The following is a 26,981-nucleotide window of genomic DNA, read 5'->3' as shown; positions in this document are numbered from 1 at the left end:
GAGACCTCATGAAGACCAAAACCATCGCGCTGATCGCGGCCCTTGTCACATGGCCGGCCTTCGCCGTCGCCGATCCTCTGGAAGGCAATTGGGTCGCCGCCACCGGCAACACGGTGCGCATCAGCTCCTGCGGCAACGCCTTTTGCATGAAGGTGACGAGCGGCCCCAACAAGGGCAAAGAGATCGGCCGCATGCAGGGCTCGGACGGCAAGTACAAAGGAACGGTCGTCAATCCGGAAGACGACAAGACCTATTCCGGCTCCGCCACCCTCACCTCCGCGAACAGCCTGAAACTCAAGGGCTGCGCGCTCGGCATCTTCTGCAAGACGCAGAACTGGCAGCGGCGCTAGTCGCCCTCAAAGCTCGAGCCGGCGCGCTCCCGCCACGCCGCGATGGCGCTCGCAAGAACGAGCCGCGCGCCGGCCAGCATCATCTCGTCGGCAAGGCAGGTCGGCCCCGCCACGCCATCGTCTGCGACGCCGTCACGAACCGGGGAAGCCGGTGCAGAATCGCAGAACGGCAGATGGATGAACCCCGCCATGACGAGGCGGCCAGCCTCCGCCGCATATCGGCCGGAGCGATAGAAGATGGCGTTGCAGAGATAATCGCCCGCATCGTCGGAGAAATCCGCGGGAATTCCGGCGCTCGCCAGCGCCGCATGGATGCGCCGCAGCGGCAGCGAGCCGCGCCAGGAAGAAGGCCCAGCCTCGTCCAGCTCCGCCGATTGCGGCAGGGCGCCCCGCACATCGGGACGCGCCAGCCTCGCATTGCGTGCCATACGTTCGAGCCGAAAGCCGCGGGCCTCGGCCGCCACACCGAAATGCACGACGACATCCGGGTGATGCGCCTGCCAGAGGAGGTCGAGCGCGCGCGGCCCCTCCTGCCAGTCGGTCGCCAGAACGGCGGTGCGCAAATCGGCGTCGAGGCCAGGCCCGTCCGCCTCGTCGGCCAGCCGCTCCACGAGCCAGGCGCTCGGATTGGCCTCAACGCCCGGAAACGGGCCGAAGCCCGTCACCAGGAGACGCGGCCGGCCCGCTTTGGCGCCGCCGGCCTCCCCTCTCCCCGTGAAGCCCGCCATCAGGCGGCCTTGCGGTTCTCCAGGAGCTTGCGGTTTACCAGAAGCTCGGCGATCTGCACGGTGTTGAGAGCCGCACCCTTGCGAAGATTGTCGGCCACGACCCACATGGAAAGGCCGGAATCGACCGTCGGATCCTCGCGGATGCGGGAGATGTAGGTCGCATCCTCGCCGGCACACTCATAAGGCGTCATGTAGCCGCCCGGCTCATGCTTGTCGATGACGAGGCAACCCGGCGCTTCGCGCAGGATGTTGCGCGCCTCTTCGGCGGACAACTCTTCCTCGAACTCGATATTGACGGCTTCGGAATGGCTGACGAAGACCGGCACGCGCACGCAGGTGGCCGAAAGCTTGATCTTCGGATCGAGGATCTTCTTCGTCTCTGCCACCATCTTCCATTCCTCCTTGGTCGTGCCGTCTTCCATGAAGACGTCGATATGGGGAATGCAGTTGAAGGCGATGCGCTTGGGGAACTTCTTCGTCTCGATCGGATCGGCGACGAAGACCGCGCGCGTCTGGTTGAAGAGCTCGTCCATGGCGTCCTTGCCGGCGCCGGAAACAGATTGATAGGTCGCGACGACGACGCGCTTGATCTTGGCGCGCTCATGCAGGGGCTTCAGCGCCACGACGAGCTGGATGGTGGAACAGTTCGGATTGGCGATGATGTTCTTTTTGGCGAAGCCCGCAACCGCATCGGCATTCACTTCCGGCACGATCAGCGGCACGTCCGGATCGGTGCGCCAGGCGGAAGAATTGTCGATGACGACGCATCCCTTGGCCGCGATCTTCGGCGCCCATTCCAGGGATACCGAGCCGCCCGCCGACATCAGCGCGATATCGGCATTGGCGAAATCGAAATGTTCGAGGGCCTGTACCTTCAGCGTCTTGTCGCCAAAGGAAACTTCCGTCCCCTGGCTGCGCCGGGAGGCGAGTGCCACGACTTCGTCGGCGGGGAAACCGCGTTCATCGAGAATGTCGAGCATTTCCCGCCCGACATTGCCGGTCGCACCTACGACAGCGATCCTGTAACCCATGTTTAGCTCCTCTCTCCCCGAAAACAAAGCATCTCTCCCCCGCCCCGGGGAGAGATCGGGGCGGAGCGATTAGCCGGTCGTCTTCGTCTTGGCTGTGCTCATCATGGTGGCGGCGGTTTTATCGCAGGTGCGCACAATGTCAATTGTGTGTCGCAGCCGGCCGGTCCCGGCGCGCCTGCGCGGGCAGGCGCTTCAGCCGCACATAGAGGCTGCGCAGATCGCGCCGCCTTGCCCGATAAACCTTCTCCAGCCACACCGCACTCATGAGCCATTTGCGCGCGGGGCCGACGGCGACGACGATGTCGGCCATCCCCCGCTCTTGCGGCCACAGACCCGGAACAAGCGTCGAGGCATCGATGCTGCACGTGTCGACAAAGGCAATATCGCCCTGTGTCTTAAGGGCAGCGACGCTCTCGGCCTCCAGGACGAAACCGGGAGAACACTGCGCGAGATCGCCGGCATAAGCTTTCTTGAAGCCCCAGGCGACCTCCCCGGCCCGCAGATAAAGCGCGATCGAAATGCGCCGCCCGTCGAGCTCCAAGGCATGGACGATCAGATTTCCGTTGGCGCTTCCTCGCTCCACCATCTCTTCGAAGAAGGCCCGCTCTTGCGGCCGGCAGCCGATCGCCGTTCCCATCTGGCCCTTCCAGCCGGACGCCTCGAGCGTCAGGAAATCCTCCGCCCAGGCCGAAGGCGGCTGCGCGCTCAGATCGACGAAGGAGAGCTTTCCGAGTTCCTCGAGCCGGCGTTTGCGCCGCTGCAGGCTGCGCCGCTTCTTGCCCGATTGCAGAGCCTCCAGCCCGCAGGGCCCGGATCCGAGACGGCAAGAGGAGCGCGCCAGCCGGGCGACGACGGCGGCCCTGAGGGTCTCATCCTCTCCGTTGAGAAGCCCGTCGATGACGGGACTTGCCTCTTCGACGTCGCGGAAACGCAGGAATGCGATGCTTTCGTTTCTCAGCCACGCACCGAGTTTCGCGCGAAACAGAGCCTCGCTGCCGCGGCGCACCAGCGGCGTGCCGTCGAAATCGTGAATGTGCATAAATCGATTGGCCACACGGCCGATGCCCGGAATCGGCGGCGAAACGGTCAGGGGCAGAAGACCGATCAACCCATCGTCATCGGCAAACGCGACGAGCTTGACCTTGCCTGGTCGGACGAGGCGCTGAAGCGCCGCTTCGACCACAAAAGGCTCGGAGAAGGCGTTGGGCGTGCCGGCCTCGGCGGCCAGCTTCCGCCAATCGCGCCGGAATTCCTCCGTCACCGCCTGACGGACGTCGCCGATCACCTCGACGGCTGAAGAGGCACTTTCCGCAGTAAACATCTTCAATGTGTCCGGCACGGCCAGCTCCGCGGTCGACCCGCGGGAAGACAAGTCGACGCTGCTCATGCCGCACGACCTCGCGGACAATCATCTTTGCGCCGAATTCTCTGACCGATCGACATCTTATCCCCCAGCTTGGCCAGACTTACAGTGTCGGACGGGAAACGCCGATGCAAATTCCCCGTCCGATTGCAGTTAACTGAGGGGTAACCAGAAAAGATCTCTGACGAAGGTCCTTCGTTCAGGCGCCGTGCATCAGCTTCAAGAACCGCTCGCGGATCGCCTGACCCATGCCCTTGGTGCCGACCTCGGTGAGACCGTTGCCGCCGCCGCGCGGCAGGATATCCCGCGTCCTCAGCCCTTCATCGAGGACATCGGCGATCGCCTGATCGAGCTTGTCGGCCTCGCTGATCATGCCGAAGGAATATCTGAGCGCCATGCCGAAGGATGCGAACATCGCGATCGGATTGGCGACCTCGGTGCCGGCGATGTCCGGGGCGGAGCCGTGCACCGGCTCGTACATGGCCTTGCGGCGTCCGGTTTCCTTGTCGGGCGCGCCGAGCGAAGCCGACGGCAACATCCCGAGCGAGCCGGTCAGCATGGCCGCGACATCCGACAGCATGTCGCCGAAGAGGTTGTCGGTGACGATCACATCGAACTGCTTCGGCCAGCGCACGAGCTGCATGCCACCGGCATCGGCGAGCACATGATCCAAGGTGATATCCGGATATTCGCCGGCGATCCGGGTCGCGACCTCGTTCCACAACAGACCGGACTTCATGACATTGCGCTTTTCCATCGAGGTGACGCGCTTCTGTCGTGTCCGGGCGAGATCGCAGGCGACGCGCACGATGCGCTCGATCTCGTAGGTGTCGTAGATCTGCGTATCGATCGCCCGCTTCTGGCCGTTGCCGAGATCCTTGATCTCCTTCGGCTCGCCGAAATAGACGCCGCCGGTGAGCTCGCGCACGATGAGAACGTCGAGGCCTTCCACCACGTCGCGCTTCAGCGAGGAAGCATCGGCGAGCGCCGGATAGCAGATCGCCGGCCGCAGATTGGCGAAGAGGCCGAGATCCTTGCGCAGACGCAGAAGTCCCGCTTCCGGCCGCACCTCATAGGGAACCCCGTCCCATTTCGGCCCGCCGACCGCGCCGAAGAGAACCGCGTCGCTGGCGAGCGCCTTGTCCATCGTGGCGTCGCTGACCGCGACACCGTCGGCATCGTAGGCTGCACCGCCCACCAGGCCTTCCTCGCATTCGAAAGAGCCGATGCCTTCGGCGTTCATCCAATCGATGAGAGCCTTCACCTCGGCCATGATTTCCGGGCCGATGCCGTCACCGGCGAGAAGCAGGAGCTTGTGCGTCATTTGAAGATCCGTCGTGATGAGGTCTGTCAGCTAGCCGCTCACCGGCCGCGGCGCAAGCCATGCCGGCTCACGCAACGTCATCCGCCTCCTCTTCGGCCGGCAAGACCATGCTGAGCGTCACCACCACACCCTCCGCGCGCCAGTCGATGTGATAGGTCGCATGATACTGGGCGATGATCTGTTCCACCATCTTGGTGCCGAAGCCGCGCTTGTCATCTGCCGGCTTCTGCGGCACCGGTCCGCCGGTTTCCTGCCAGATGAGATGAAGCAGCCTCTCGCCCTCCTCTTCGAGGCTCCAGCTCAATGCGACCCGCCCGGTCTCTGCGCTGAGCGCGCCGTATTTGGCGGCATTGGTGGCGAGTTCATGCAGGATCAGACCGAGGGCGGTGGCGACTTCGCCGCCCATCCGCACGCGCACCCCGGAGACCTCGATCCTCGCCTCGCCTTCGCCCGCATAAGGCGCCAGGACGAGTTCGGCGAGGCGCGTGAGATCGGCGACATTGCCCATGCGCCCCGGATGTCCCTGCGTTGCCGAATGCGCCTTCGACAGCGCGTCGATGCGCCGGCGTGTGGTGCTGGCAAGATCCTCCACCGATTGCGCCGACCGCGCGCCGAGCGACAGGACGGCGGAGACGACGGCGAAGACATTCTTGACCCGGTGGTTGAGTTCGCGCGTCAAAAGCTCTGCCTGCTGGTTTGCACGTTCGAGCTTCTCCGCCTGCTGAGCTCGGAGCTCCGCCTCCTCGCGCAGCTGCGCATTGGCATGATTGAGCTCCCGCGTGCGGTCCTCGACCCGCGCCTCGAGCTCGCGAGAGGCCGCGCGCAGCTCGTCGGTCAGCGTCTGGTTTTCCGCATTGCGTCGGTTCAGCCATTCCGTCATGCGGCCGAAGGCGAAACCGGTTCGCTGCAGCTCGCGATAATGCGTGCGCAACGGCGGCATCGGCGAAATGTCACCGCCACTGATCAGGTCCGCCTGCCGCGCCAGCGCCCCGACGGGCCGCGTGATGGAGCGGGCGATGAAAAGACCGATCATCGCCGTCACCGCGGCAACAAGCGCCGCCAGCAGAACGCCATTGCGGCGATTGTCCTTGATGGCGCCGAGGAAGTCGTTTTCCGGCACATAGGTGATCACCGTCCAGGGCCAGCGCGTGCCGGGCAGAGACGATGCGACGGCGTGATAGGTCTCGCCGCCGAAGGCGAAGCTCGCCGCGCGCTCCGTCGGCGCGTCCCTCCCCGTCACCGGCGTCTTGAACGAGGCGGCCGCCGCCTTCGCCAGCGGATCGTCGAGCTCGTCGATGCGGGTGAAGCGCAAAATGTCGCCCGCCGTGCCGCGCGTCTTGATCTTCGCAGGCTCAGGATGGGCGATCACGTCGCCGCTGTCGCTGAGAATGAAGGCGCTGCCATGCTGGCCGATCTGAAGATCGGCGAGAAAGGTCGACAGGGCCGAAATCTCGATATCGATACCGACGACGCCCCGCAGTTCGCCGCCCGTGCCCGTCACCGGCGTCGCGACCGTGATGCCGGGCTCCTGCGAGGAAAAGAATATATAGGGATCGGTCCAGGTGACGCCGCCGGCTTTCACCGCCCGGCCATACCAGGGGCGCGTGCGCGGGTCGTATCCGTCGCCCGGATCGCTGCGATGGGCGGCGACGGTATAATCGCCGTCGCGCCAATAGAGCTCCACGTCGCGGCGCTGCGGCCGGTTGGCGATGGTCTTGATACGGAAGGGCGCGCCCACCACGCTGGCGTCGCGGTTCACATAGACGAAATCGCCGTTGGTGTTGCCGTAGAAGATGCCGGCGAACTGGCTGTGCGATCGCAGCTGTTCGAAAAAATAGCGCTCCATGGCGCCTTCGTTTTCGCTGCTGACCACCTCCTGGCGCGCCAGGCGCTGCGACAGGTCGGCCGCCGCCTCGGCAGGCGCGAGAAAGGCGACCGTATGGTTGATGGTGCTGCGTGCGACATCGCCCATGAGATCGCGCGCATGCTGCAGCAGCACTGTCTCGGAGGTGACGTAGGAAAGGAAGAGGACGGCGACGACCGCAACGAATTGCAGGCCCGCAAGCGACAGCGCCAGAACACTGCGGATGGAAAACATGGCCTCTCCCCTTGGCCGGGCTATTCGCCTAGCATCGAAGAGGCGCAGTGACAATTCTCAAGGTCACCTCACGGTAACTGCCCGGCCTCATCGGGAAGAAGGCGCTTATGCCCGAGGGTGCGAAACGCTCTCGACGCCCGCCAGAGAACACACAACACGCTCAACGCCCGCCAGAGAGCGCGAAACGCGCTCAGCGCCCCCCGAGCTTGCGGTAAATCTTGCCGCCCGGCCGCCCCGTCGGCTCCATGCCGAAGCGCTGCTCCGCCTTCTTGATCGCATCGCGCGTCATCGGCCCGACCTTCCCGTCGACTTCGCCGACGTCATAGCCCTGCGCGAGAAGAAGCCGCTGCAACTCGAAGCGCTCGGCACGCGACAGGGGCGGATCGTCCGTCGGCCAGGCCGTGCGGAGCCCCGGATAGCCGGCCATGCGGTCGGCGAGATGGGAGATGGCGAGCGCGTAGGATTCCGCCTGGTTGTAGGAATAGATCGCATCGAAGTTGCGGAAGACGAGAAAGCCCGGCCCGCGCGGCCCAGACGGCAGAAGCAGGCCCGCCTGGCTGCCGCCCGACAGATGCGCGCCATCGGCCCGTATCACGCCGCGTTTCGCCCAGGTCGACAGGGACGCCTTGCGACTGCGGCCCGTCGGCCCCTTATAGCTCGCCGGCACCTTCACCTCGATCATATAGGCCTCGCCCGGCCGCCAGCCGGCCCGGCGCAGGTAATTCGCCGTCGAGCCCAGGGCATCGGGCACCGATTTCACCAGGTCGCGCCGCCCGTCGCCGTCGAAATCGACGGCAAGCCGCTCATAGGTGGAAGGAATGAACTGGGTCTGCCCGAAAGCCCCGGCCCAGGACCCATAGAGCTCGTCGAGGTCGAGATCGCCGCGCTGAACGAGCTTCAAGGCGGCGATGAGCTCGCCGCGGAAGAACTTCGTCCGGCTGCCGTGACAGGCGACATTGGCGAGCGCATGCGGCAGGAAATCTTTGCCCGCATCCTGGCCGAAATTGCTCTCCACACCCCAGATCGCCGCAATGACGTAGCGGTTGACGCCGAAGCGTTCCTCGGCCGCGCGCAGCACCCGATCGTAGCGCCGCATCATCGTCTTGCCGTCGGCGATACGCTCCTCGTCGACAAGGAAGCCGAGATAATCCCAGATCGGGGTCTTGAATTCCGGTTGCGCCCGCGATTTGCGCAAAACCTCGTCGTCGACGCGAGCCCCGTCGAGCGCCCGTGCGGCAAGCCGCGGGCTGACGCCGGCGGCAACCGCCGCCTGCTTCAGGCTCTGAACGCAGGAAGAAAAGCTCGCGGCCGATGCGGGCATCGGGGCGAAGGAAAGACCGAAAGCGAGCGTCGCTCCGACAAGAGCGCGCGCAGCCAGTCCGGGGATTGCGGTCCGCATCTGCACTCCTCAGTGGTCGCAGAAAAATTGTACGCGGTCTCAACGCGGATGAGAATCCGCGTGCACGTCCCGGGAGCCTCGCTCGCCGCAGTTTGGAAATGGTAAACGAAATCGAAATTGCCGGTGAAATCTTCGTTAGCACGGCAACTTGAAAGAACCCGGCGGCGCAGGAAGCGCCGCCTCAGAGGTGCCAAAAAAGCGATCCTAAGAGCCTTCAGAGAGGCCTCACACCCAGGGACGGTCTTCCGTCATCTCGCCTTCGAAACCGGTGATCTTTCCGGATTTCTCCAGCGTCAGGCCGATATCGTCGAGGCCGTTCAGCAGGCAGTGTTTGCGGAAGGCATCGATTTCGAACTCGATCTTGCCGCCATCCGGGCCGCGCACTTCCTGCTTCTCCAGATCGACCGTCAGCGTCGCATTGGCGCCGCGCGAGGCGTCGTCGAGCAATTTGTCGAGATCGTCCGGCGAGACGATGATCGGCAAAATGCCGTTCTTGAAGCAATTGTTGTAGAAAATGTCGGCGAACGAGGTGGAGATCACGCAGGTGATACCGAAATCCTTGAGCGCCCAGGGCGCATGTTCGCGCGACGAGCCGCAGCCGAAATTGTCGCCCGCGACAAGAATCTTGGCGTTGCGATAGGCCGGCTTGTTGAGGACGAAATCCTCGTTCTCCGAGCCGTCGTCGTTGAAGCGCATCTCATAGAAGAGCGACGCGCCGAGCCCAGTCCGCTTGATCGTCTTCAGAAACTGCTTCGGAATGATCATGTCGGTGTCGATATTGATGATCGGCAGCGGCGCGGCGACGCCAGTGAGGGTCGTGAACTTTTCCATTCGCAGGTTCCTTTCGAAGTCCCCTTCAATGCTTTGCCGGCGCGTTCCGGTCAAGATCTTAGCGTTCCGATCTTGCCCGCCCCCTCGCGGGCGATCCTCAATCGGTCGCCTCGATCTCTTCCATATCGTCGTCGGAAAGACCGAAATGGTGGCCGATCTCGTGCACGAGGACATGCGCGATGATGTCGTCCAATCGCTCGTCGTGATCCTGCCAATAAGCAAGGATCGCCTGACGATAGAGCCACACCCGGTTCGGCATCAGCCCGGAATAGGGCGTGGCCGGCGCATGCGCGAGACCGATGCCTTCGAAGAGCCCGAGAAGTTCCAGGGGATGCGTGAGCCCGACGGCTGCCAGCGATTCCCGGTCGGCGCGCTCGGCGACGCGGATCTGGATGTCGCCCGTCAGCGCCCGGAACTCCTCCGGCAATCCGTCATAGGCGGCAAGCGCAATGCGCTCGAACTCTTGAAGGTCGGGGATCGCGGCAAAGGCGGACATGACATGGCACCGGCGAAATGGACGTCAGGGCGTCAGATAGGTGCTGACGAGATACCATAAAAGCCACATCACGAAGACGATGGAGAACCCGCGCCCGACCCTGCGGCCCCACACCTCGACGCGGTCGTTGGCAGGCGCGTCGGCGCCGGCAAGATGATCCTTCGCCCGGCCGGCGGCTCGGGCGAAGGACGACGTGCCGACAGCCTCGCTGTCACGGTGAACGCGTTCGAGCGCCTCGCGCGCCTCGCGGCTTCTTCTCGCCTCCCGATCCTCACTCACCCATGACCTCCAAATGTCTTGCGGCCCGCACCTCCGGCAGGCGGCCTGTCGGCGCCGTCCTTGCTCCGGAGAAGCCCGAAAAGCACCGCCGCCCGCAAGCCCCACACCCCTCTTCCGCGCCCGCTCGAGGCGCGCACGAATCTACATTTACCCTTTAAGTTCCAAACACTTAGCCGCCTCACCGATCACAATTATTTCAGCGAACCGTCTCCCGCCCTCCACGTTGTTTCAGCGAGGCAACGCCAACACAGCCTCTCCCGCGCCGTCTGGTCTCTCATGTGATCGATCGGGCGGGGAATTCGCCACGAGAGGCAAATCTGTAAGGAGATACTCCATGACTTTTACAAAGCTGACCGCCGTGTCCGTGACCGCCATGATGGTGGGCGTGAGCGCTGCCAACGCCGGCATGATCCTGCGCAAGGACGCCGAAGACAACAAGGTGATCGTCAACACCGACACCGAGCAGGAAGCCCGCATTTACGGCAACGGCGAGACCTCCGGCGAGCGTCCGGAGACCTGCGAAACCGGTGGCTTCTACATGATGACGGACAACGACCGTGAGGTCTACGTGTCCTGCGACGATGACAAGACGATGTACTCCTCGCCCATGCATTCAGCCTCTTCGGACGGCAACATGGCCAGCAAGGAGAGCCAGGACGAGCCGCTGGAGCCGTATGCTCCGGGCACCGAAGGCACCAACAACTAAGTCTTTGACAAGATTCCCGCATTTTGCGGGCTCTTCACAGGCGGGACCGTGGTCCCGCCTGTTTTTTTGCGGGAGAGACATCCTTTGCGTTTCGCGCGGTTTCGTGCGCTTGTTCCAAACGCGCGCATGCGTGGCCTGCGCGGAAAAACACGCAGCGAAGCCGGATGAGCCTTCGGCGTGGTCGCTCACTTCGGACCGCGTCGCCGTCCAGCCGATGATTTGCCGGTTACCAAACCGTCGAGAGCGAGGGGGAACCGGACCAAATGGCACCTGTTTTCTCAGTGAAACAAGAGGAGACAGCGATGAGTGAAGCGCACAAACTGATACGCCACGAAGACATCAAGAAGTGGGTCGAAGAGCGCGGCGGCAAACCCGCGATGGTCTCCGCGACGGCCACAGAGGGCGACGGCGTCGGCGTGCTTCGCATCGATTTCGGCGACGCTGACGAGGGCCTGGAATCGATCACCTGGGAGACCTGGTTCGAAACCTTCGAGGACGGCAATCTGGCGCTTCTCGTTCAGAACGAGACGGCCGGCGGCCGCACCAGCCGCTTCAACAAGATCGTGCATCGCTGAGGCGAAAAGGCCTCCATCAAAAAAGGGCCGCCCGAAGGACGGCCCTTTTCGCGTTCAGATCCCTGCGGGTTCAGCGTGCCGGGTCCTCAATCGCCCGAGCCCGCAATGCCCCCAGCTCTCAATGCCCCCAGCTCTCAATGACCCCAGCTCTCAATGACCCCAGTCGCGGATATCGACGAAGCGCCCGGCGATCGCCGCCGCGGCCGCCATCGCCGGAGACACGAGATGCGTGCGGCCCTTGAAGCCCTGACGCCCCTCGAAATTGCGGTTCGAGGTGGAGGCGCAGCGCTCTTCCGGCGCGAGCTTGTCGGCATTCATGGCAAGGCACATGGAGCAGCCCGGCTCGCGCCATTCGAAGCCCGCGGCGAGGAAGATCTTGTCGAGACCTTCCGCTTCCGCCTGCGCCTTCACGAGGCCCGATCCCGGCACCACCATGGCATTGACGCTGTCGGCGACCTTGCGGCCTTCCGCGACCTTGGCGGCGGCCCGGAGATCCTCGATGCGGCCGTTGGTGCACGAGCCGATAAAGACACGATCGAGTGTGACGTCGGTCATCTTCGTGCCCGGCGTCAGGCCCATATATTTGAGCGCCCGCCACTTCGAGGCACGTTTGTTCTCATCGGCGATGTCGTCCGGGTTCGGCACCGTGCCGGTGACCGAGATGACGTCTTCGGGCGATGAGCCCCAGGTCACGATCGGCGGCAGATTGGCGGCATCGAGCCGGACTTCCCGGTCGAAATGCGCGCCCTCGTCGGAGGGCAGGCTCTCCCAATAGGCCCGCGCCATGTCCCAGGCCGACCCCTTCGGAGCCCGCGGCCGGTCGGCGATATAGGCATAAGTGATCTCGTCGGGCGCAATCATGCCGGCGCGGGCACCGCCCTCGATCGACATGTTGCACACCGTCATGCGGCCTTCCATCGACAGCGAGCGGATCGCCTCGCCGGCATATTCGATGACATGGCCGGTGCCGCCGGCCGTGCCGATCTCGCCGATGATCGCCAGGATGATGTCTTTCGCCGTCACCCCGTCCGGCAGCTTGCCGTCGACGGTGACGCGCATGTTCTTCGCCTTCGACTGGATGAGCGTCTGGGTGGCAAGCACATGCTCCACTTCGGACGTGCCGATGCCGTGCGCAAGCGCTCCGAAGGCGCCATGCGTCGAGGTGTGGCTGTCGCCGCACACGATCGTCATGCCAGGCAGCGTAAAGCCCTGCTCCGGCCCGATGATGTGGACAATGCCCTGCCGCATATCGAGTTCGTTGTAATACTCGATGCCGAAATCGGCCGCGTTCGTGGCGAGCGTGTCGACCTGCAGCGCCGATTCCGGATCGTCGATGCCTTTCGAGCGGTCGGTCGTCGGCACGTTGTGATCGACGACGGCGAGCGTCTTGTCGGGCGCATGCACCTTGCGTCCGGCGATCCGGAGGCCCTCGAAGGCCTGCGGGCTCGTCACTTCGTGCACGAGATGACGGTCGATATAGAGGAGGCAGGTGCCGTCGGGTTGGCGGTCGACCAGATGGTCGTCCCAGATTTTGTCGTAAAGCGTTCTCGGTTTCATGGGTCTACTCGGTTGTGATCGCAAAAAGGGGAAAGGGCGCCGTCAGGCGCTCGTAAGCGATCCATCGGAGGCGAAGAGACGCGCAAAAAACCGCCAGGGCAGACGCGCATGGTCGTCGATCGCCGCAAAAGCGTGCGTGGAATGGAAGATGGCCCCGACCGCTCCGCGCGACCCGGCCTTGGGGTTTTCGTTCGACGACATGGCGCTGCATATAGCAACTTGGCCCGCTCCTCTCAATTCTTTCATCCCGTCGAATTGCGTAAGTTCGCTGATGAGGTGCAGAAACATGCCCGCCGATCGCGTGCGCCCGGTCCCGTGAGGGCGCCGTCGCGCCGTGCCGGCCCTTCTTCGCAACGTGTCGGGATGACTTCGCCGCCGGTCCGGGCTAACCGGAGGAATGCGCAGATTTATGTCCCTGCTTCTTGCGGGCCTCACCATTCCCTCCGCCCTTCTCGGCCCCGCTTTCGCCGCCGGCCAGAATTGCGAGATCACGCGCGACGGCGCGCGCTCCTATGCCGTCTGCCGCTTCGATCCGGCAACCGACGACGTCCGGCTTTATCTCAACGACGCGACTGGCAAGCCCTACGGCTCGTTCCGGGCGCTGAAATCGGCGCTCGAAAGCGAGGGAAAGCGCCTCGCCTTCGCCATGAACGGCGGCATGTACCATGAGGATTTCTCGCCGGTCGGCCTTTATGTCGAAGACGGCCGCACTCTGAAGAGCGCCAACACCAACAAGGGCCCCGGCAATTTTCACATGCTGCCGAACGGCATCTTTTGGATCGGCGGCGGCAAGGCGGGCGTTCTGGAAACGCAGGCCTATCTGCGCCGCAAGCCGCCGGCGGATTTCGCCACCCAATCGGGCCCGATGCTCCTGATCGACGGCAAGCGCCATCCGCGCTTCCTGAAGGACAGCGACAGCGCCAAGAAAAGAAACGGCGTCTGCGTCACCAAAAAAGGCGAGATCGTTTTCGCCGTCTCCGAAGGCCCGGTCACGTTCTGGGAGTTTTCCGGCTTCTTCAAAGACAGGATCGGCTGCGACAACGCCCTGTTTCTCGACGGCTCGATTTCGAGCCTCTACGCCCCCGAGCTGCGCCGCGCCGACGGTTTCTTCCCGCTCGGTCCGATCATCGCAGTGACGGCAAAATAGACGCCGGCAGAAAAGGCAACCGCAGAAAAGGCGCCGGCGGAGAAATAAGCGGCCGCCGGTGACAACCCGCGGCCGCCGGGCTCGTCAGACGGATCACACCGCCAGATATTCGTGCCGCAAATCCTCGTTTTCGAGCACTTCCTTCGCCGTCCCCTCATAGACCACCTCGCCCATGTCGAGGATCATCGCCCGGTCGGCGAGCTGCAGGGCGGCGACGGCGTTCTGTTCCACGATCACCGTGGTGATGCCGATCTCCTTGATCTCGGCCACGATCTTTTCGATCTCCCGCACGATGACAGGCGCCAGCCCCTCATAAGGCTCGTCGAGGAGCAGGAGCTTCAGATCGCGCACCAGCGCGCGGGCGACCGCCAGCATCTGCTGTTCGCCGCCCGACATCGTCGTGGCTTCCTGGTTGCGCCGTTCGGCAAGCCTCGGAAAGCGCTCGTAGACCTCTTCGATTTCCCAGCCGCGCGGCTCCTCGATACGGGCGAGAACGAGGTTTTCTTCCACCGTCAGCCCCGGAATGATGCGCCGATCCTCAGGCACCAGAACGACGCCGGCACGCGCCGCCTGATAATCGACCATCTTGTGCAGCGCCTGGTCGCCGAGCCAGATCTCGCCTTGCCTGAGCTCCGGATTGCTGGCGCGGGCGATGGTGCGCAATGTCGAGGTCTTGCCGGCGCCGTTGCGCCCGAGAAGGGCGAGCACTTCCTTCTCCTGAATGGAGAAGCTGACGCCCTGCACGATATAGCTCTCGCCGTAATAGGCATGCAGGTTCCGGCAGGAGAAGAAGGCACCTTCCTCGTGACCCGTCCTGTCGATCATCGAGCCGGACTGGGCGGAGTCCGGCGTCTGCGGGTTTGCCGCCGTCGATGCCTTGGGATCGATCGGGGTCGCCTCGCTTGTCCCGGTCATCATGGCGTTCATCAATGCGCTCCTCCCAGATAGGCTTCCTGCACGCGCGGGCTGCCGCGCACTTCGTCGGGCGTTCCCTCGGCGATGATCTTGCCTTGCGCCAAAACCGAAATGCGGTCGGCGAGCGAGAACACGACATGCATGTCGTGCTCGATGATCACCTTGGTCATGCCGCGCTCCTTGATCTGCTTGAGAAGATCGATGGTGCGGTTGGTGTCGTGCCGCGACATGCCGGCCGTCGGCTCGTCGAGAAGCAGAAGCTTCGGATGTTGGATGAGGCACATGGCGAGTTCCAGCCGACGCTTGTCGCCGCGCGACAGGCTGGAGGCGAGCTTGGCGTAGAACTGCAGAAGCCCGACATCCTCCAGAAGCTTCTCCGCCTCATCGCGCAGATCAGTCTCCTTTTCGAGCGAGGAGAGTGCGCTCATGCGGAACGTGCCGTCGCGCTTGGCGAAGGCCGGCACCATGACGTTCTGCAGAAGCGAGAGATCGGGAAAGATCTCCGGCGTCTGGAACACGCGCGCCACGCCGAGCTGGTTGATCTCATAGGGCGGCCGCCCGGTGATGAGATGGCCATCGAAGGTGACGGTGCCGGAATCGGGCGGCAAGCGCCCGATGCACACATTGAGAAGCGTCGATTTTCCGGCGCCGTTCGGCCCGATGATGGCGTGGGTTTTGCCCTTCTCCACCTGGAGCTCGATGTCGGTGAGGGCACGAAGGCCCCCAAAGCTCTTTTGCACGTCCGACACATGCAGGACTGCGTTGTTCATCTGTCAGCCTTTCACTCTGCAGCCTGCAGATCGGTCTGCGTCTTCGATCCGCGCCCATGGCCACGCAGGAAGCGGTAGGTCCGCCGGATGCCTTCCATGATGCCGCCGGGCAGAAAGATGACGATGATCATGAAGAGGAGGCCGAGCGTCAGATGCCATCCCTCGCCGACGAAGGGGCTCAGAATAGTGACGACGAATTCCTGGACACTGTGCGGCAGGAACGAGAAGGCCGAGGCGAGCGCGCTGTCGTTCAAGGCCGAGAAGATGTTCTCGAAATATTTGATGATGGCAGCCCCGAGGATCGGCCCCGAAATGGTGCCGGCACCGCCGAGGATGGTCATCAGCACGACCTCGCCCGACGCCGTCCACTGCATGCGCTCCGCCCCGGCAAGCGGATCGGTGATGGCAAGGAGCGCCCCCGCCAGCCCCGCATACATGCCGGAGATGATGAAGATCGTCAGCATATAGGGACGGGGGTTGAAGCCCGTATAGATCATGCGGTTCTGGTTCGATTTGATGGCCCGCAGCATCATGCCGTAGGGCGAGCGCATGATCCGAAGCGCGATGTAGAAGGCGATGATGAGAAGCCCGGCGCACAGATAAAAGCCCGGATAGCCGACCATGCTCTCGCCGAAGAGATTGCCGAGAAGCACACCCTGGTGCTCGGCGCCGAAGGCGGCGTCGAGATACCGCGGATCGTCGCGCAGCACTCGCAGACCGGTCTCGCCATTGGTGATCGGCGTCAGCACCGAATAGGCGAGATTGTAGCACATCTGGGCGAGCGCGAGCGTCAGGATCGAGAAGTAGATGCCCGACCGTCTGAGGCTGATGAAGCCGATGACGACGGCGAGAACACCGGCGACGAGCATCGCGAAGATGACCGCCGGGATGATGTTCATCGTGAAGAGCTTGAACGACCACACCGCCGCATAGGAGCCGACGCCGAGAAAGGCGGCGTGGCCGAAGGAGAGGTAGCCCGTCAGGCCGAACAGAAGATTGAAGCCGAGCGCGAAGATGCCGTAGATCGCGAACTTCTGCATGAGGTCCGGATAGGCGGCACCGAGCGGCTGCAACCACCAGGGCATGGCAAGGACGACGACGGTGAAGGCGACGATGGCGATCCAGTCCTTGTCGACCGGCGTCATCGGCTTCGTTTCGGGCCCCCGCGGCGGCAATTGCCGGGTGGAGACTTCGAAATCCGGATCGGAAATTGCGGCCTTGCGGATTTTTTGGATGACTTTCTTGACCATGCTTAGGTCTCCATGATCCCGGAGCGGCCCATCAAACCGCGCGGGCGCACCAAGAGGATCACGACGGCGACGAGATAGATGATGATCTGATCGATGCCCGGCAGGATCGATTTCACCTCCGTCATGGAGGCGAAGGATTGCAGGATGCCGAGAAGGAATCCTGCCGCGACAGCGCCGCCGAGCGAACCCATGCCGCCGACCACGACGACGACGAAGGAGATCACCAGAAAGTCCATGCCGAGATGGTAGTTGGGTGCGAGAATCGGCGCGTACATCGCGCCGGCAAGGCCTGCGACGATCGCCGCCAGCGCAAACACGATGATGAAGCGCTTTTCGATGTCGATGCCGAGAAGCCCGACCGTCTCGCGGTCGCGCATGCCCGCCCGAACCGTCATGCCGAAGGTGGTGAGCTGCAGAAAGGCGAAGACGGCGGCGAGAATGACGACAGAGAAGGCGAGATAGACGAGACGCCACCACGGATAGGAGATCGCCGGGCCGAGGCCGAACCATTCGCCGATCGACGCGGAGCCGGCAACGGCCGGCGGTGCCGGCACCGGCACCGGATTGGCGCCGAAGATCGCCTTGATGATCTCCTGCAGCACGATCGCGAGCCCGAAGGTGACGAGGATCTGCTCCGCATGGCTGCGCTTGTAGAAATGCCGGATGAGGCCGCGCTCCATGACGACGCCGACGAGGAGCATAAAGGGGATCGTCAGGAGGATGGAGAGAGGCACCGAATAATCGATGATCATCCGCCCCGTATCGCCGAGCCAGCTCTCCAGATACGGGACTTCCTTATAAGCCTCGAAGAAGGTGATGCTCTCGTCGCGAACCCGCGTCGACAGGGTCAGAAGCTTCTGCATGGTCACGGCGCAGAAGGCGCCGAGCATGAAAAGCGCCCCATGGGCGAAGTTGACGACACCGAGCGTCCCGAAGACGAGCGTCAGCCCGAGCGCGATGAGCGCATAGGCGGCGCCTTTGTCGAGACCGTTCAAAATTTGAAGAATAAGCGCGTCCATATCCCCTCCAACCCACTCACAAAGCGGGTCGATCAGGCATCACGGGGGGAGGAAGCCGACCGCACGCAGGCGGTCGGCACCGGTTGATTGGGCTTTAGCAGCCCTGGACCTCGTAGGGGCCGAGCTCGCCGCCGAAGATCGACGGGTCGTAGGTCACCTGTTCGGTCGGCACCACTTCGACGACTTCCAGGATGTCGAACTGGTTGGAGGGGTTCTCCTTGCCCTTCACGACGAGGACCGGCTTGAAGCACTGGTGGTCTTCGGCGCGATAGAGCGTCTTGCCGTTGCCGAGGCCTTCGAATTCGAAGCCTTCGAGCGCCTTGATCACCGCCGGCGGCGTGAACTCGCCCGCCGTTTCGCAGGCATTGGCGTAGAGGATCGTCTGGGCGTAGCAGGTCTGCGCAGCCTGCGACGGCGGCTGGCCGTATTCCTGACCGAACGACTTCGCAAAGGCCTTGGTGCCGTCGTTGTCGAGCTGCCAGTTCCAGTTGGCGGTGCCGAGGATGCCCTTCACCGCCTCGCCGGCGCCCATCGCCATCAGCTCGGAATAGAGCGGCACGACGATCTGGAAGTCTTTGCCGTTCACCTGCTTCTCGCGCATGCCGAACTGCACCGCCTGGCGCAGCGAGTTCACCATGTCGGAGCCGTAATGGTTGAGGATCAGGACGTCCGCACCGGAATTCAGGACCGGCGTCAGATACTGCGAGAAGTCGCCGGCACCGAGCGGCGTGCGGACGGTCTGAACCGTCTCCCAGCCGAGCTTTTCGGTGGCGTCCTTGATCGATTCTTCCTGCGTCCAGCCCCAGGTGTAGTCGGCCGTCAGATGATAGGCCTTGCGGTCCTTGCCATATTCCTGGGCGAGGATCGGGCCGAGCGCCTGGCCGGACATATAGGCGTTGAAGAAGTGGCGGAAGCCGTAGCGGCGCTTGTCTTTGCCGGTCGTGTCGTTGGAATGCGTGAGACCGGCCATGAAGATCACGCCGGTCTCCTGGCACAGCGACTGGACCGCGACCGCCACGCCCGACGAGGAGCCACCGGAGATCATCAGGGCGCCGTCCTTCTCGATCATGCGCTTGGCTGAAGCGCGGGCGGCGTCGGACTTCGTCTGCGTGTCGCCCGATACATAGGCGACCTTCTTGCCGAGGATGCCGTTGCCCTTGAGGTTCGACGGCTTGAAAGTGTTGAGCGCGCCGCCATCGCCTTCACCGTTCAGATGTTTGACGGCGAGCTGGAAGGCCTTGAGTTCATCGAGGCCTTCATCGGCATAAGGCCCCGTTTGCGGCACGTTGAAACCGAGCGTGACTGTGTCGCCCGTCGGCATGTTGCAGTATTCGGCCGCATACGCACCCTTGATGAAGAAATGCGGGGCCGCGAGAACGGTCGCGCCGGCGGCGGAGGCCTTGAGGAGGCTGCGGCGAGACAGACTCGTCCTATCGTTGGTGCTCATGAGCGTTCATTTCCTCCAGTATATTTTTCAATTCGTTGGCGGCGGACCGCATTCGGGCGACGCTGGTTCGCCATGCGTTTCGGTATAGGTCCCATGCACCCACCGCAATACTACTTTCGATGGTCCGCGCCCCTTCAACAAGGCGAGGTTGCACTGCCGCGAAATTTTCTGAAGGACAAAGGCGCAAACGCGCAAATAAAAAGGCGCCCCGCAGGGCGCCTTTAAAACATTTGAGCCCGCCCAAACGGGCGGGAATAAAGCTCAGCGTCAGCCTTCGGCGTTTTCTGCCTTGGCTGCTTCCTTCGCTTCTTTGACGGCTGCGCGCTCGGCGGCAGCGATTTCTCGCGCCTCGTCGTTCAAGCGCTTTGCGCGCACGCGCGCATCTTCGGCGATACGTGCAGACTTGCCGCGACGGCCGCGCAGATAATAGAGCTTTGCGCGCCGCACCTTGCCGCGCCGCACAACTTCGAGCTTCTCGATCAGCGGAGAATAGACCGGGAAGACGCGCTCGACGCCTTCGCCGTAGGAGATCTTCCGCACCGTGAAGCTCTCGTGAAGACCGCCGCCGGAGCGCGCGATAACGACGCCCTCATAGGCCTGCAGACGGGTGCGGTTGCCGTCCGTCACACGCACATGTACGCGGACCGTGTCGCCCGCCTCGAACTCCGGAATGACACGCCGATCGATGATCGTCGCCATCTCCGCCTGCTCGATCTCTTGGATCGCGTTCATCTCTCAAACCTCTTCGTCGCGCGCTGGCTGGTTTCGACGTATCGTTTCACGACGAAACGACCGTTGCGCGGCTTTGTTTCGCACATCGGATCGGAAGTTGGCGGCCATATACACGCTCTGCGGCCTCATGTCGACGCCCCCGGCATGCAAAAACGACGCTGCAGCAACTCTGCCCGGCCTCGGCCGCCTCGCCGACACCTTTCATCTCATGTCACAATCGGCGGACTTGCCTTTTGCGCTCCGGCGAAGACAGGTTTAGGACGTGCGCCGCCGACAAACGGCCATGAACCACCACAAACGGCCCCGGAACGCGCCCGAACGGTCAGGACGAAACCTTCACCATGTCTCTTCTCGACATTCTTCTACTCGTCCTCGCCGGCTTCGTCTCCGGCGCCGTCAACGCCGTTGCCGGTGGCGGCACCTTCATTGCTTTTGGCGCGCTCACCCTCGTCGGCGTTCCGCCGATCACGGCCAACGCCACGACCTCCATCACCCAGTTCCCGGGTTATGTGACCTCGACGCTCGCCTATCGGCGCGAATTGCGGAAGATCGGTCGGGCCTCCCTTCCCTATCTCGTCGTCTCCGTCTTCGGTGGGCTCATCGGCGCGCTCGTGCTTCTGGCGCTCGACAATCCGCAATTCCGCGCCATGGTGCCCTGGCTTTTGATCGCCGCCACCTCGCTCTTCGCGGCCGGTCCGCGCGTCACGCGCGCGCTGCGGGCTCGTGATCTCCATTCCCCGCCCTGGCTCGCCTGGACGATCCAGTTTGTCGTGGCGATCTATGGCGGCTTCTTCGGCGCCGGCATGGGCATCATGATGCTCGCCTCGCTCGGCCTCACCGAGGGTGACGATTTCCACCGCATCAACGCCATCAAGACGCTTTTGTCGGTGGTGATCGCCATCATCGCCATCGTCGTCTTCGTGCAGGGCGGCATCGTCGATTGGAGTGCCGGCTCGGTGATGCTGGTCGCCGTCGCGCTCGGCGGCTATCTCGGCGTCGCCGCAGCACGGAAATTCCCGCAGACCTATGTCCGCGGCTTCGTCATCGCCGTCGGCCTCGTCCTCACCGTCTATTATTTCGTCGCGGGCTGAGCGGACGCTTCCAAAAGATCCGGCCGCCTCTCGCGCGTCAGCCTGAGCGCCTCCGCCCGCCGCCATTCGGCGACCTTGCCGTGATGGCCCGAGGTCAGAACCTCCGGGATCTCGCGACCCTCGAATTCCTGCGGCCGCGTATATTGCGGATATTCCAAAAGCCCGTTTTCGAAGCTCTCTTCAGAGGCGGATTCCGCCTTGCCCATGACGCCGGGTAGAAGCCGCACGACCGCGTCGAGAAGGGCGAGCGCGGCAATCTCGCCGCCCGACAGCACGAAATCGCCGATCGACACCTCTTCAAGGCCTCGCGCCTCGATGACACGCTCGTCGATGCCCTCGAACCGCCCGCAGACGATGACGAGGCCTGGGCCCGCGGCCCAATCCTTCACCATTTTCTGTGTCAGTGGGCGTCCGCGCGGGCTCATCAGAAGGCGCGGCCGCGGATCGCCTTCGGGCGCAGCCGCATCGATCGCCGCCGCCATCACGTCGGCGCGCATCACCATACCCGGCCCGCCGCCGGCCGGCGTGTCGTCGACCATGCGATGCGTGCCGATACCGTGCTCGCGGATCTGCCGCGCCTCGAGTACGAAGCGGCCGGCTTCGAGCGCCCGCCCGGCCAGCGAAATGCCGAGCGGCCCCGGAAACATTTCGGGAAAGAGCGTGAGAACGCTCGCCTTGAAGCTCATTCCGGACCGGTCCTAGACCGGCTCGCCGTCATCGGCGGCATAGGCTTTGACGCTTCGCCCGCTCACGCCGATCGCAGACAGCGCCTGGCGCCACTCGGCCATATGCGGGGTCTTGAAATGGGCTGCGAGCGCCTCGCGGCTTTCCCATTTCTCGAAAACGCGCACCAGCCCCGCCACGTCGAGATCGAAAGCGAAGGTATAGAGGAGGCAGCCCGTTTCCTGCCGCGTCGCGGCCATCACCTTTTGCGCCGCCGGCAGAAAGGCGTCGCGCTGGTCCTCGGGAATACGAAATTCGCCGGCAACGATGATCATGGTCTCTCCTTTTCGGCCGGGCCTTCGCCTGCGGCCTCTTCCTGCGCGTCTTCGCTCGCCGCATCGTCTTCCCGCACTTCGATTTCGGTGGGCAGGTCGACGACGATGCGGCCGCCGGCAAGATCGATAGAGGGAACCACCTCGCGCGTGAAGGAGAGAAGCAGGGTCTCGCCCTGCTCGGGCTTCACTTCGAGAATATCGCCGCCGCCGAAATCGTGCACGGCGACGACCCGCCCGAGCGGCGAACCGTCGGGCGCCTCGGCCGCAAGGCCGATGAGATCGGCATAATAGAATTCGTCTTCGTCAGGCTCCGGCAGCGCCGTACGCGCAACGAAGAGCATCGTGCCGTTGAGCGTCTCGGCCGCGTTGCGGTCCGACACGCCCTTGAAGCGGGCGACCACCATGTCGCCCTTGTCGGCACGCAGCTCCTTGACGGAAAAGCTACGCCCGTCCGACGTGAGAAGCGGCGAATAATCGGCGAGCGCCAGGGGATCGGCGGTGAAGGTCTTCACCCGCACTTCGCCTCTGACGCCATGCGCCCGGCCGATTTTTGCGACGATGAGGCGGTCTCCCGCCGCACGATCTTGCGAAACCGCCATCGGCCTGTCCTGCCGCACCGGCAAAGCGGCGGATTACTCCGCCGCTTCCTCGGCAGGCGCCTCGGCGGCAGCCTTCGCCTCTTCTTCGGCCTGGCGGCGCAATTCGAGGCGCTCCTTGGCCTTGGCGCCGAGCTCGGCCTTCTTCGGGTTGTTGCGCGCCGGACGCTTGGCAAGGCCGGCCGCGTCGAGGAAGCGCAGCACGCGATCGGTCGGCTTTGCACCCTGCGACAGCCAGTATTCGACGCGCTCGGTGTTGAGCACGATGCGCTCGGCATGATCCTTCGGCAGAAGCGGATTGTAGGTGCCGACACGCTCGATGTAGCGGCCGTCGCGCGGGGCGCGCTCGTCGGCAGCCACGACCCGGTAGAACGGGCGCTTCTTGCTGCCGCCGCGGGACAATCTCAGTTTCACAGTCATTTCAGTCTTCCTTGCGTTTGAACCTTATTTCTTCTTGCCGCGGCCGAGACCGGGAAGCCCCGGCAGACCGCCCATCCCGCCTCCCATTCCAGGAAGGCCCGGCAATCCTTTGGGCAGGCCGCCCGGCATACCGCCGAGACCGCCCGAGAGCCCGCCAGGCATGCCGCCCGGCAAACCGCCCTTCTGCATCTCTTCCAGCATCGCCGGATCGGGCTGCGCGCCCCCGAAGAGACCGGCCATCTTCTTGTTGCGGCCGAGCTTCTTCATCATGTCCGACATCTGCCGGTGCATCTTGAGGAGCTTGTTGACGTCCTGCACCTCGACGCCGGAGCCCGCCGCCACGCGCTTCTTGCGGCTCGCATTCATCACCGCCGGCTTCTGCCGCTCCTGGCGCGTCATCGACGAGATGATGGCGAGCTGGCGTTTCACGACGCTGTCGTCGATGCCGGCTGCGGCCACCTGCTTCTTCATTTTGCCGATGCCCGGCATCATGCTCATGATGCCCGACATGCCGCCGATCTTTTCCATCTGGCGAAGCTGTTCGGCGAAATCCTCAAGGTCGAACTCGCCCTTCTTCATCTTCTGGGCGGTCTTGAGAGCCTTCTCCTGATCGATCTGCTCCGACGCCTTTTCGACGAGCGAGACGATGTCGCCCATGCCGAGAATGCGGTCGGCGATGCGCGAGGGATGGAAGGCTTCGACGGCGTCGATCTTTTCGCCGGTGCCGATGAGTTTGATCGGCTTGCCGGTGACGGCACGCATGGAAAGCGCCGCACCGCCGCGCCCGTCACCGTCGATACGGGTGAGGACGATGCCCGTGACCGCGCAGCGCTCGTTGAAGGAGCGCGCCACATTGACGGCGTCCTGGCCGGTGAGCGCATCGGCGACGAGGAGGATTTCATGCGGGTTGGTGGCCCGCTTCACCTCCTCCATCTCGATCATCAAAGGCTCGTCGATATGCGTACGGCCCGCCGTATCGAGCATGACCACGTCGTAGCCGCCGAGCCGTGCCGCGTTCTGCGCCCGCTTGGCGATATCGACCGGCCCCTGCCCTTCGATGATCGGCAAGGTCGCGACGCCGATCTGTTCGCCGAGCACCTTGAGCTGCTCCTGCGCCGCCGGCCGGCGGGTATCGAGCGAGGCCATCAAGACCTTCTTCTTCTCGCGCTCCGACAGGCGCTTGGCGATTTTCGCCGTCGAGGTCGTCTTACCCGAGCCCTGCAGGCCGACCATCATGATGGCGACAGGCGGCGCGGCGTGAAGATTGATCTCGGAGGCTTCCTCGCCCAGCATCTCGACGAGCTGGTCGTGCACGATCTTGACGACCATCTGCCCCGGCTTGACGGAGCGCACGACTTCGGCGCCGACGGCACGCTCGCGCACCTTCTCGGTGAAGGCGCGCACCACTTCGAGCGCAACGTCCGCTTCCAAAAGCGCACGCCGCACTTCCCGCAGCGCTTCCGAGACGTCCTTCTCGGAAAGTGCTCCGCGGCCGGTGATCTTGTCGAAGATGCCTGAAAGGCGATCTGATAGGGTATCGAACATGGCGCGTCTCGAGCGTTCAATGCAAATTGCATCCGCGGGCGAACCTTCGCTGGCGGATGGTGACCTCCGGAATCCCGTTCCGGTCGGCGGGTCGTAAATCTGGCTCTTTTATAGAGTGTCGCTCACCTAAGCGGCAGCGCGCCACAAGTCAAGGATGCACCGGCCCGGCAAACCGCGAATCGGACGCCCGATCCCGGCTGAGCGTGCCGTGCAGCCCCGCCTCCAGCTCTTCCACCGCACCCCGGATCTCGTCCATCAGCTCGAGCGCCAGCTGAGACAGCTCCTGATAGGTGGAGGTCAAGAGCCAGGTCGTCATGGCGATCGGCTCGGTGAGCGGGCGGAACACGACCTCCGGATAGCCCGCTTCGAAAGACACGAGCGAAGGCACGATCGCCACCCCGCAACCGGATGCCACCATGCAGCAGGCCGCATCGGCCATTTGCACTTCCGCGGCCGGACGCATCGCCAGCCCCGCACGCTGAAACGCCTCGTCGATGATCGGATAGGATAGATCGTCCCGCCCGAGTGCCACGAGACGCTCCTCGGCGATCATTTCAAGCGAGATCGCCGCCTGGCGGGCCATCGGATGGTCGCGACGCAGCGCGCAGATCATCGAGACGCTCGTAAACGGCTCGCAATGCAGCGCCGGATTGCTCGTCGGCACGAGCGAGATGCCGAAATCCGCCGCGCGCGTGATCATCGAGTTCTCGACGCTGCGCGAGGTGCGCGTGAAGAGGGACAACGCCACGTCGGGGCGGTCGCACAGAAGCTCGCCCACCTTGCGCGGAATGAGCCGCATGCTCATCGCCGGAAAGGCGACGATGGAGATCTCGCCGCGCTGCAATTCGCGGATGGCACGCGCCGCCTCGTGCACGCGCGTCAGCCCCTGCTCGAGCTTGGAGGTTTCGACGAACAATTGCCGTGCCTCCGGCGTCGGCACGACGCGACCCTTGGTGCGGGTGAAGAGCGGCAGATCGCAGGCCACTTCGAAGGCGTGCAGCAATTTGCTCACGGCCGGCTGGCTGACGAACAATCCTTCCGCCGCTTTGGTCACGGACCCGGCTTTCATGACGGCGTTGAAGGCTTCGACCTGCCGGATATTGGGCTTCGCCAAGGCGCACCTCATAACCTTTGGGAATGAGGTGTACATATAATCTCATTTGAAACACCCACAAAACGCCCATTCAATGATCATGTCTCAAAAGAATACAGAGGGGTTCTCAATGAAACCGGTCATCATGGCGCTTGCGGCCGCAGGCTCCCTCCTAGCCGTTCAAACTGCAAAGGCGCAGGATACCCTCGTCGTCGGCGGTTATGGCGGCTCCTTCGAAACCTTGATGAAGGAAGTCGTCTTCCCCGAATTTGAGAAGACGCACGACGTGACGATCCAGTTCGTCGCCGGCAATTCCACCGAAAACCTCGCACGCCTCCAGGCGCAGAAGGGCAATCAGGAACTCGACGTCGTCATTCTCGACGACGGCCCGATGTATCAGGCGGACGCCCTCGGCTTCTGCGCCCCGATGAGCAAGGCGGCGGTCTTTGACGACGTCTACGATCTCGCCAAGCTCGGCCCCAATTCCATCGGCGTCGGCTTCGTGGCGACCGGCTTCACCTACAACACCGAATGGTTCGAGCGCGAAGGCTGGGATCCTCCTGCAAGCTGGGAAGACCTGAAGGATCCGAAATACGAAGGCATCCTGTCGATCCCGCCGATCACCAACACCTATGGCCTCCACACCCTCATCATGATGGCGCGCCTCAACGGTGGTGGTGAGAAGGACATCGATCCGGGCTTTGAGGCGATGGCCGATGACGTCGCCCCGAACGTGCTCGTCTTCGAGCCGTCCTCCGGCAAGATGTCGGAGCTCTTCCAGTCGCAGGAAATCGCCCTGTCGATCTGGGGCTCGGGCCGCACCAAGTCGCTTGCCGATACCGGCTTCCCGGCGAAATTCGCCTATCCGAAGGAAGGCGCCGTCGCCCTCATGCTCGCGGCCTGCCCGGTCGTGGAAAGCAACGTTCCTGAAGTCGCCAACGAGTTCATCCAATATCTCCTGACGCCGGAGATCCAGGTGAAGCTCGCCGACGTCATGGGCTCCGGCCCGGTCAACCGCAAAGCGGAACTGACCGAAGAGCAGGCCTCCTTCCTGCCCTACGGGCCCGAGCAGATCGAAAGCCTCGTCGCCGTCGACTGGGATACGATCAACCCGAACCGCGAAGAGTGGACCAAGCGCTGGGCGCGCGAGGTCGAGCGCTGAGTTGAACGGCACTGCGGGAGTGCTCGGCACTCCCGCCTTCGCCCCTACCTGCCGGCTTT

29 protein-coding genes are annotated in these 26,981 nt (G+C 63.7%); 6 read left to right on the top strand and 23 right to left on the bottom strand.

Annotated elements, in window-relative coordinates; all coding sequences use genetic code 11:
- The first annotated feature begins 8 nt into the window (after positions 1-8).
- Complete coding sequence (locus tag J2R99_RS07855) at positions 9-350, top strand: DUF2147 domain-containing protein (protein WP_307153880.1); 342 nt, start codon at positions 9-11, stop codon at positions 348-350.
- Here the strand turns inward: J2R99_RS07855 and J2R99_RS07850 are convergent.
- The 9 genes from J2R99_RS07850 to J2R99_RS07810 all read right to left on the bottom strand — a co-directional run bounded on the left by J2R99_RS07850 (position 347) and on the right by J2R99_RS07810 (position 9,899).
- Positions 347-1,078: a pyroglutamyl-peptidase I gene (locus J2R99_RS07850; RefSeq protein ID WP_307153879.1), complete on the bottom strand. Its 732-nt coding sequence runs from the start codon at positions 1,076-1,078 to the stop codon at positions 347-349. The genes J2R99_RS07855 and J2R99_RS07850 overlap by 4 nt on opposite strands.
- Complete coding sequence (locus J2R99_RS07845) at positions 1,078-2,109, bottom strand: aspartate-semialdehyde dehydrogenase (protein WP_092813543.1); 1,032 nt, start codon at positions 2,107-2,109, stop codon at positions 1,078-1,080. The genes J2R99_RS07850 and J2R99_RS07845 overlap by 1 nt, the downstream gene beginning before the upstream one ends.
- Before the next feature lie 139 nt (positions 2,110-2,248).
- On the bottom strand, positions 2,249-3,496 hold the full coding sequence (locus tag J2R99_RS07840) for a GNAT family N-acetyltransferase (RefSeq protein ID WP_307153878.1): 1,248 nt from the start codon (positions 3,494-3,496) through the stop codon (positions 2,249-2,251).
- 175 nt (positions 3,497-3,671) lie between these two features.
- Positions 3,672-4,796, bottom strand: a complete 1,125-nt coding sequence (leuB, locus tag J2R99_RS07835; protein WP_307153877.1) for a 3-isopropylmalate dehydrogenase — start codon at positions 4,794-4,796, stop codon at positions 3,672-3,674.
- A 67-nt stretch (positions 4,797-4,863) separates the two neighbouring features.
- A complete protein-coding gene (locus J2R99_RS07830) occupies positions 4,864-6,894 on the bottom strand; it encodes a sensor histidine kinase (protein ID WP_307153876.1) in 2,031 nt (676 codons plus the stop codon).
- Positions 6,895-7,084: 190 nt separating this feature from the next.
- Positions 7,085-8,293 (bottom strand): lytic murein transglycosylase, encoded by a 1,209-nt coding sequence (locus tag J2R99_RS07825; RefSeq protein WP_307153875.1) that lies wholly within the window; start codon positions 8,291-8,293, stop codon positions 7,085-7,087.
- A gap of 225 nt (positions 8,294-8,518) precedes the next feature.
- Entirely contained in the window at positions 8,519-9,124 is a 606-nt protein-coding gene (leuD, locus tag J2R99_RS07820; RefSeq protein ID WP_307153874.1) for a 3-isopropylmalate dehydratase small subunit, read from the bottom strand.
- Between the two features lie 97 nt (positions 9,125-9,221).
- Positions 9,222-9,620, bottom strand: coding sequence for a metallopeptidase family protein (locus tag J2R99_RS07815; protein WP_307153873.1), 399 nt, complete (start codon positions 9,618-9,620; stop codon positions 9,222-9,224).
- Positions 9,621-9,644: 24 nt separating this feature from the next.
- The gene (locus tag J2R99_RS07810; RefSeq protein ID WP_307153872.1) at positions 9,645-9,899 is read right to left on the bottom strand and encodes a hypothetical protein; all 255 of its coding nucleotides are present in this window, start codon (positions 9,897-9,899) and stop codon (positions 9,645-9,647) included.
- 334 nt (positions 9,900-10,233) lie between these two features.
- Here J2R99_RS07810 and J2R99_RS07805 point away from each other — a divergent pair, with 334 nt between their 5' ends.
- Both J2R99_RS07805 and J2R99_RS07800 read left to right on the top strand, forming a co-directional pair.
- Positions 10,234-10,605: a hypothetical protein gene (locus J2R99_RS07805; protein ID WP_307153871.1), complete on the top strand. Its 372-nt coding sequence runs from the start codon at positions 10,234-10,236 to the stop codon at positions 10,603-10,605.
- Positions 10,606-10,907: 302 nt separating this feature from the next.
- Positions 10,908-11,180 carry a hypothetical protein gene (locus tag J2R99_RS07800; protein ID WP_307153870.1) on the top strand — a complete coding sequence of 91 codons (273 nt, stop codon included), beginning with the start codon at positions 10,908-10,910 and terminating at the stop codon, positions 11,178-11,180.
- A 150-nt stretch (positions 11,181-11,330) separates the two neighbouring features.
- Here J2R99_RS07800 and leuC read toward each other — a convergent pair whose 3' ends face one another.
- Entirely contained in the window at positions 11,331-12,737 is a 1,407-nt protein-coding gene (gene leuC, locus J2R99_RS07795; protein WP_307153869.1) for a 3-isopropylmalate dehydratase large subunit, read from the bottom strand.
- A 42-nt stretch (positions 12,738-12,779) separates the two neighbouring features.
- A complete protein-coding gene (locus tag J2R99_RS07790; RefSeq protein WP_307153868.1) occupies positions 12,780-12,938 on the bottom strand; it encodes a hypothetical protein in 159 nt (52 codons plus the stop codon).
- Between the two features lie 196 nt (positions 12,939-13,134).
- On the opposite strand from J2R99_RS07790, the gene J2R99_RS07785 reads away from it, so the two are divergent.
- Complete coding sequence (locus J2R99_RS07785) at positions 13,135-13,884, top strand: phosphodiester glycosidase family protein (RefSeq protein WP_370872296.1); 750 nt, start codon at positions 13,135-13,137, stop codon at positions 13,882-13,884.
- Between the two features lie 93 nt (positions 13,885-13,977).
- Here the strand turns inward: J2R99_RS07785 and J2R99_RS07780 are convergent, their stop codons facing one another.
- The 6 genes from J2R99_RS07780 to rplS form a co-directional block, all read right to left on the bottom strand.
- Positions 13,978-14,709: an ABC transporter ATP-binding protein gene (locus J2R99_RS07780; protein ID WP_307154178.1), complete on the bottom strand. Its 732-nt coding sequence runs from the start codon at positions 14,707-14,709 to the stop codon at positions 13,978-13,980.
- Positions 14,710-14,810: 101 nt separating this feature from the next.
- Complete coding sequence (locus J2R99_RS07775) at positions 14,811-15,569, bottom strand: ABC transporter ATP-binding protein (protein ID WP_307153866.1); 759 nt, start codon at positions 15,567-15,569, stop codon at positions 14,811-14,813.
- Between the two features lie 11 nt (positions 15,570-15,580).
- The gene (locus J2R99_RS07770) at positions 15,581-16,714 is read right to left on the bottom strand and encodes a branched-chain amino acid ABC transporter permease (RefSeq protein ID WP_370872333.1); all 1,134 of its coding nucleotides are present in this window, start codon (positions 16,712-16,714) and stop codon (positions 15,581-15,583) included.
- Positions 16,715-16,821: 107 nt separating this feature from the next.
- A complete protein-coding gene (locus J2R99_RS07765; RefSeq protein ID WP_307153865.1) occupies positions 16,822-17,838 on the bottom strand; it encodes a branched-chain amino acid ABC transporter permease in 1,017 nt (338 codons plus the stop codon).
- A 94-nt stretch (positions 17,839-17,932) separates the two neighbouring features.
- Positions 17,933-19,285 carry a substrate-binding protein gene (locus J2R99_RS07760; protein ID WP_307153864.1) on the bottom strand — a complete coding sequence of 451 codons (1,353 nt, stop codon included), beginning with the start codon at positions 19,283-19,285 and terminating at the stop codon, positions 17,933-17,935.
- A 267-nt stretch (positions 19,286-19,552) separates the two neighbouring features.
- On the bottom strand, positions 19,553-20,017 hold the full coding sequence (gene rplS / locus J2R99_RS07755; RefSeq protein WP_307153863.1) for a 50S ribosomal protein L19: 465 nt from the start codon (positions 20,015-20,017) through the stop codon (positions 19,553-19,555).
- 341 nt (positions 20,018-20,358) lie between these two features.
- Between rplS and J2R99_RS07750 the strand changes: the two genes are divergently transcribed.
- Entirely contained in the window at positions 20,359-21,108 is a 750-nt protein-coding gene (locus J2R99_RS07750) for a sulfite exporter TauE/SafE family protein (RefSeq protein ID WP_307153862.1), read from the top strand.
- Here J2R99_RS07750 and trmD read toward each other — a convergent pair.
- The 6 genes from trmD to J2R99_RS07720 all read right to left on the bottom strand — a co-directional run bounded on the left by trmD (position 21,090) and on the right by J2R99_RS07720 (position 25,781).
- Positions 21,090-21,794 carry a tRNA (guanosine(37)-N1)-methyltransferase TrmD gene (gene trmD / locus J2R99_RS07745; RefSeq protein ID WP_307153861.1) on the bottom strand — a complete coding sequence of 235 codons (705 nt, stop codon included), beginning with the start codon at positions 21,792-21,794 and terminating at the stop codon, positions 21,090-21,092. The genes J2R99_RS07750 and trmD overlap by 19 nt on opposite strands.
- 12 nt (positions 21,795-21,806) lie before the next feature.
- Positions 21,807-22,106: a putative quinol monooxygenase gene (locus tag J2R99_RS07740; protein WP_307153860.1), complete on the bottom strand. Its 300-nt coding sequence runs from the start codon at positions 22,104-22,106 to the stop codon at positions 21,807-21,809.
- Positions 22,103-22,705 (bottom strand): ribosome maturation factor RimM, encoded by a 603-nt coding sequence (gene rimM, locus J2R99_RS07735; RefSeq protein WP_307153859.1) that lies wholly within the window; start codon positions 22,703-22,705, stop codon positions 22,103-22,105. Before rimM ends, J2R99_RS07740 begins: the two co-directional genes overlap by 4 nt.
- Before the next feature lie 33 nt (positions 22,706-22,738).
- Positions 22,739-23,122: a 30S ribosomal protein S16 gene (gene rpsP / locus J2R99_RS07730; protein WP_307153858.1), complete on the bottom strand. Its 384-nt coding sequence runs from the start codon at positions 23,120-23,122 to the stop codon at positions 22,739-22,741.
- Positions 23,123-23,146: 24 nt separating this feature from the next.
- The gene (gene ffh, locus J2R99_RS07725; protein ID WP_307153857.1) at positions 23,147-24,667 is read right to left on the bottom strand and encodes a signal recognition particle protein; all 1,521 of its coding nucleotides are present in this window, start codon (positions 24,665-24,667) and stop codon (positions 23,147-23,149) included.
- A 148-nt stretch (positions 24,668-24,815) separates the two neighbouring features.
- Complete coding sequence (locus J2R99_RS07720; protein WP_307153856.1) at positions 24,816-25,781, bottom strand: LysR substrate-binding domain-containing protein; 966 nt, start codon at positions 25,779-25,781, stop codon at positions 24,816-24,818.
- Positions 25,782-25,890: 109 nt separating this feature from the next.
- Between J2R99_RS07720 and J2R99_RS07715 the strand changes: the two genes are divergently transcribed.
- Complete coding sequence (locus tag J2R99_RS07715) at positions 25,891-26,922, top strand: ABC transporter substrate-binding protein (RefSeq protein WP_307153855.1); 1,032 nt, start codon at positions 25,891-25,893, stop codon at positions 26,920-26,922.
- Positions 26,923-26,981: the final 59 nt, after the last annotated feature.

This window comes from Rhodopseudomonas julia (assembly GCF_030813515.1).
GTDB lineage: Bacteria > Pseudomonadota > Alphaproteobacteria > Rhizobiales > Afifellaceae > Afifella > Afifella julia.
The sequence above is the reverse complement of the archived record's forward strand: the minus strand, read 5'-3'. Positions and strand labels throughout refer to the sequence as shown.

Coding starts and splice junctions, on each gene's coding strand:
- J2R99_RS07765 (WP_307153865.1), bottom strand. CDS start 17,838: ATGGACGCGCTTATTCTTCAAATTTTGAACGGTCTCGACAAAGGCGCC.
- J2R99_RS07760 (WP_307153864.1), bottom strand. CDS start 19,285: ATGAGCACCAACGATAGGACGAGTCTGTCTCGCCGCAGCCTCCTCAAG.
- J2R99_RS07770 (WP_370872333.1), bottom strand. CDS start 16,714: ATGACGCCGGTCGACAAGGACTGGATCGCCATCGTCGCCTTCACCGTC.
- J2R99_RS07840 (WP_307153878.1), bottom strand. CDS start 3,496: ATGAGCAGCGTCGACTTGTCTTCCCGCGGGTCGACCGCGGAGCTGGCC.
- J2R99_RS07830 (WP_307153876.1), bottom strand. CDS start 6,894: ATGTTTTCCATCCGCAGTGTTCTGGCGCTGTCGCTTGCGGGCCTGCAA.
- J2R99_RS07815 (WP_307153873.1), bottom strand. CDS start 9,620: ATGTCCGCCTTTGCCGCGATCCCCGACCTTCAAGAGTTCGAGCGCATT.
- rplS (WP_307153863.1), bottom strand. CDS start 20,017: ATGAACGCGATCCAAGAGATCGAGCAGGCGGAGATGGCGACGATCATC.
- J2R99_RS07775 (WP_307153866.1), bottom strand. CDS start 15,569: ATGAACAACGCAGTCCTGCATGTGTCGGACGTGCAAAAGAGCTTTGGG.
- J2R99_RS07780 (WP_307154178.1), bottom strand. CDS start 14,709: ATGATCGACAGGACGGGTCACGAGGAAGGTGCCTTCTTCTCCTGCCGG.
- rimM (WP_307153859.1), bottom strand. CDS start 22,705: ATGGCGGTTTCGCAAGATCGTGCGGCGGGAGACCGCCTCATCGTCGCA.
- J2R99_RS07800 (WP_307153870.1), top strand. CDS start 10,908: ATGAGTGAAGCGCACAAACTGATACGCCACGAAGACATCAAGAAGTGG.
- ffh (WP_307153857.1), bottom strand. CDS start 24,667: ATGTTCGATACCCTATCAGATCGCCTTTCAGGCATCTTCGACAAGATC.
- J2R99_RS07740 (WP_307153860.1), bottom strand. CDS start 22,106: ATGATCATCGTTGCCGGCGAATTTCGTATTCCCGAGGACCAGCGCGAC.
- J2R99_RS07850 (WP_307153879.1), bottom strand. CDS start 1,078: ATGGCGGGCTTCACGGGGAGAGGGGAGGCCGGCGGCGCCAAAGCGGGC.
- J2R99_RS07790 (WP_307153868.1), bottom strand. CDS start 12,938: ATGTCGTCGAACGAAAACCCCAAGGCCGGGTCGCGCGGAGCGGTCGGG.
- J2R99_RS07715 (WP_307153855.1), top strand. CDS start 25,891: ATGAAACCGGTCATCATGGCGCTTGCGGCCGCAGGCTCCCTCCTAGCC.
- trmD (WP_307153861.1), bottom strand. CDS start 21,794: ATGAGCTTCAAGGCGAGCGTTCTCACGCTCTTTCCCGAAATGTTTCCG.
- J2R99_RS07825 (WP_307153875.1), bottom strand. CDS start 8,293: ATGCGGACCGCAATCCCCGGACTGGCTGCGCGCGCTCTTGTCGGAGCG.
- rpsP (WP_307153858.1), bottom strand. CDS start 23,122: ATGACTGTGAAACTGAGATTGTCCCGCGGCGGCAGCAAGAAGCGCCCG.
- leuD (WP_307153874.1), bottom strand. CDS start 9,124: ATGGAAAAGTTCACGACCCTCACTGGCGTCGCCGCGCCGCTGCCGATC.
- J2R99_RS07845 (WP_092813543.1), bottom strand. CDS start 2,109: ATGGGTTACAGGATCGCTGTCGTAGGTGCGACCGGCAATGTCGGGCGG.
- leuB (WP_307153877.1), bottom strand. CDS start 4,796: ATGACGCACAAGCTCCTGCTTCTCGCCGGTGACGGCATCGGCCCGGAA.
- J2R99_RS07805 (WP_307153871.1), top strand. CDS start 10,234: ATGACTTTTACAAAGCTGACCGCCGTGTCCGTGACCGCCATGATGGTG.
- J2R99_RS07855 (WP_307153880.1), top strand. CDS start 9: ATGAAGACCAAAACCATCGCGCTGATCGCGGCCCTTGTCACATGGCCG.
- J2R99_RS07785 (WP_370872296.1), top strand. CDS start 13,135: ATGCGCAGATTTATGTCCCTGCTTCTTGCGGGCCTCACCATTCCCTCC.
- J2R99_RS07750 (WP_307153862.1), top strand. CDS start 20,359: ATGTCTCTTCTCGACATTCTTCTACTCGTCCTCGCCGGCTTCGTCTCC.
- leuC (WP_307153869.1), bottom strand. CDS start 12,737: ATGAAACCGAGAACGCTTTACGACAAAATCTGGGACGACCATCTGGTC.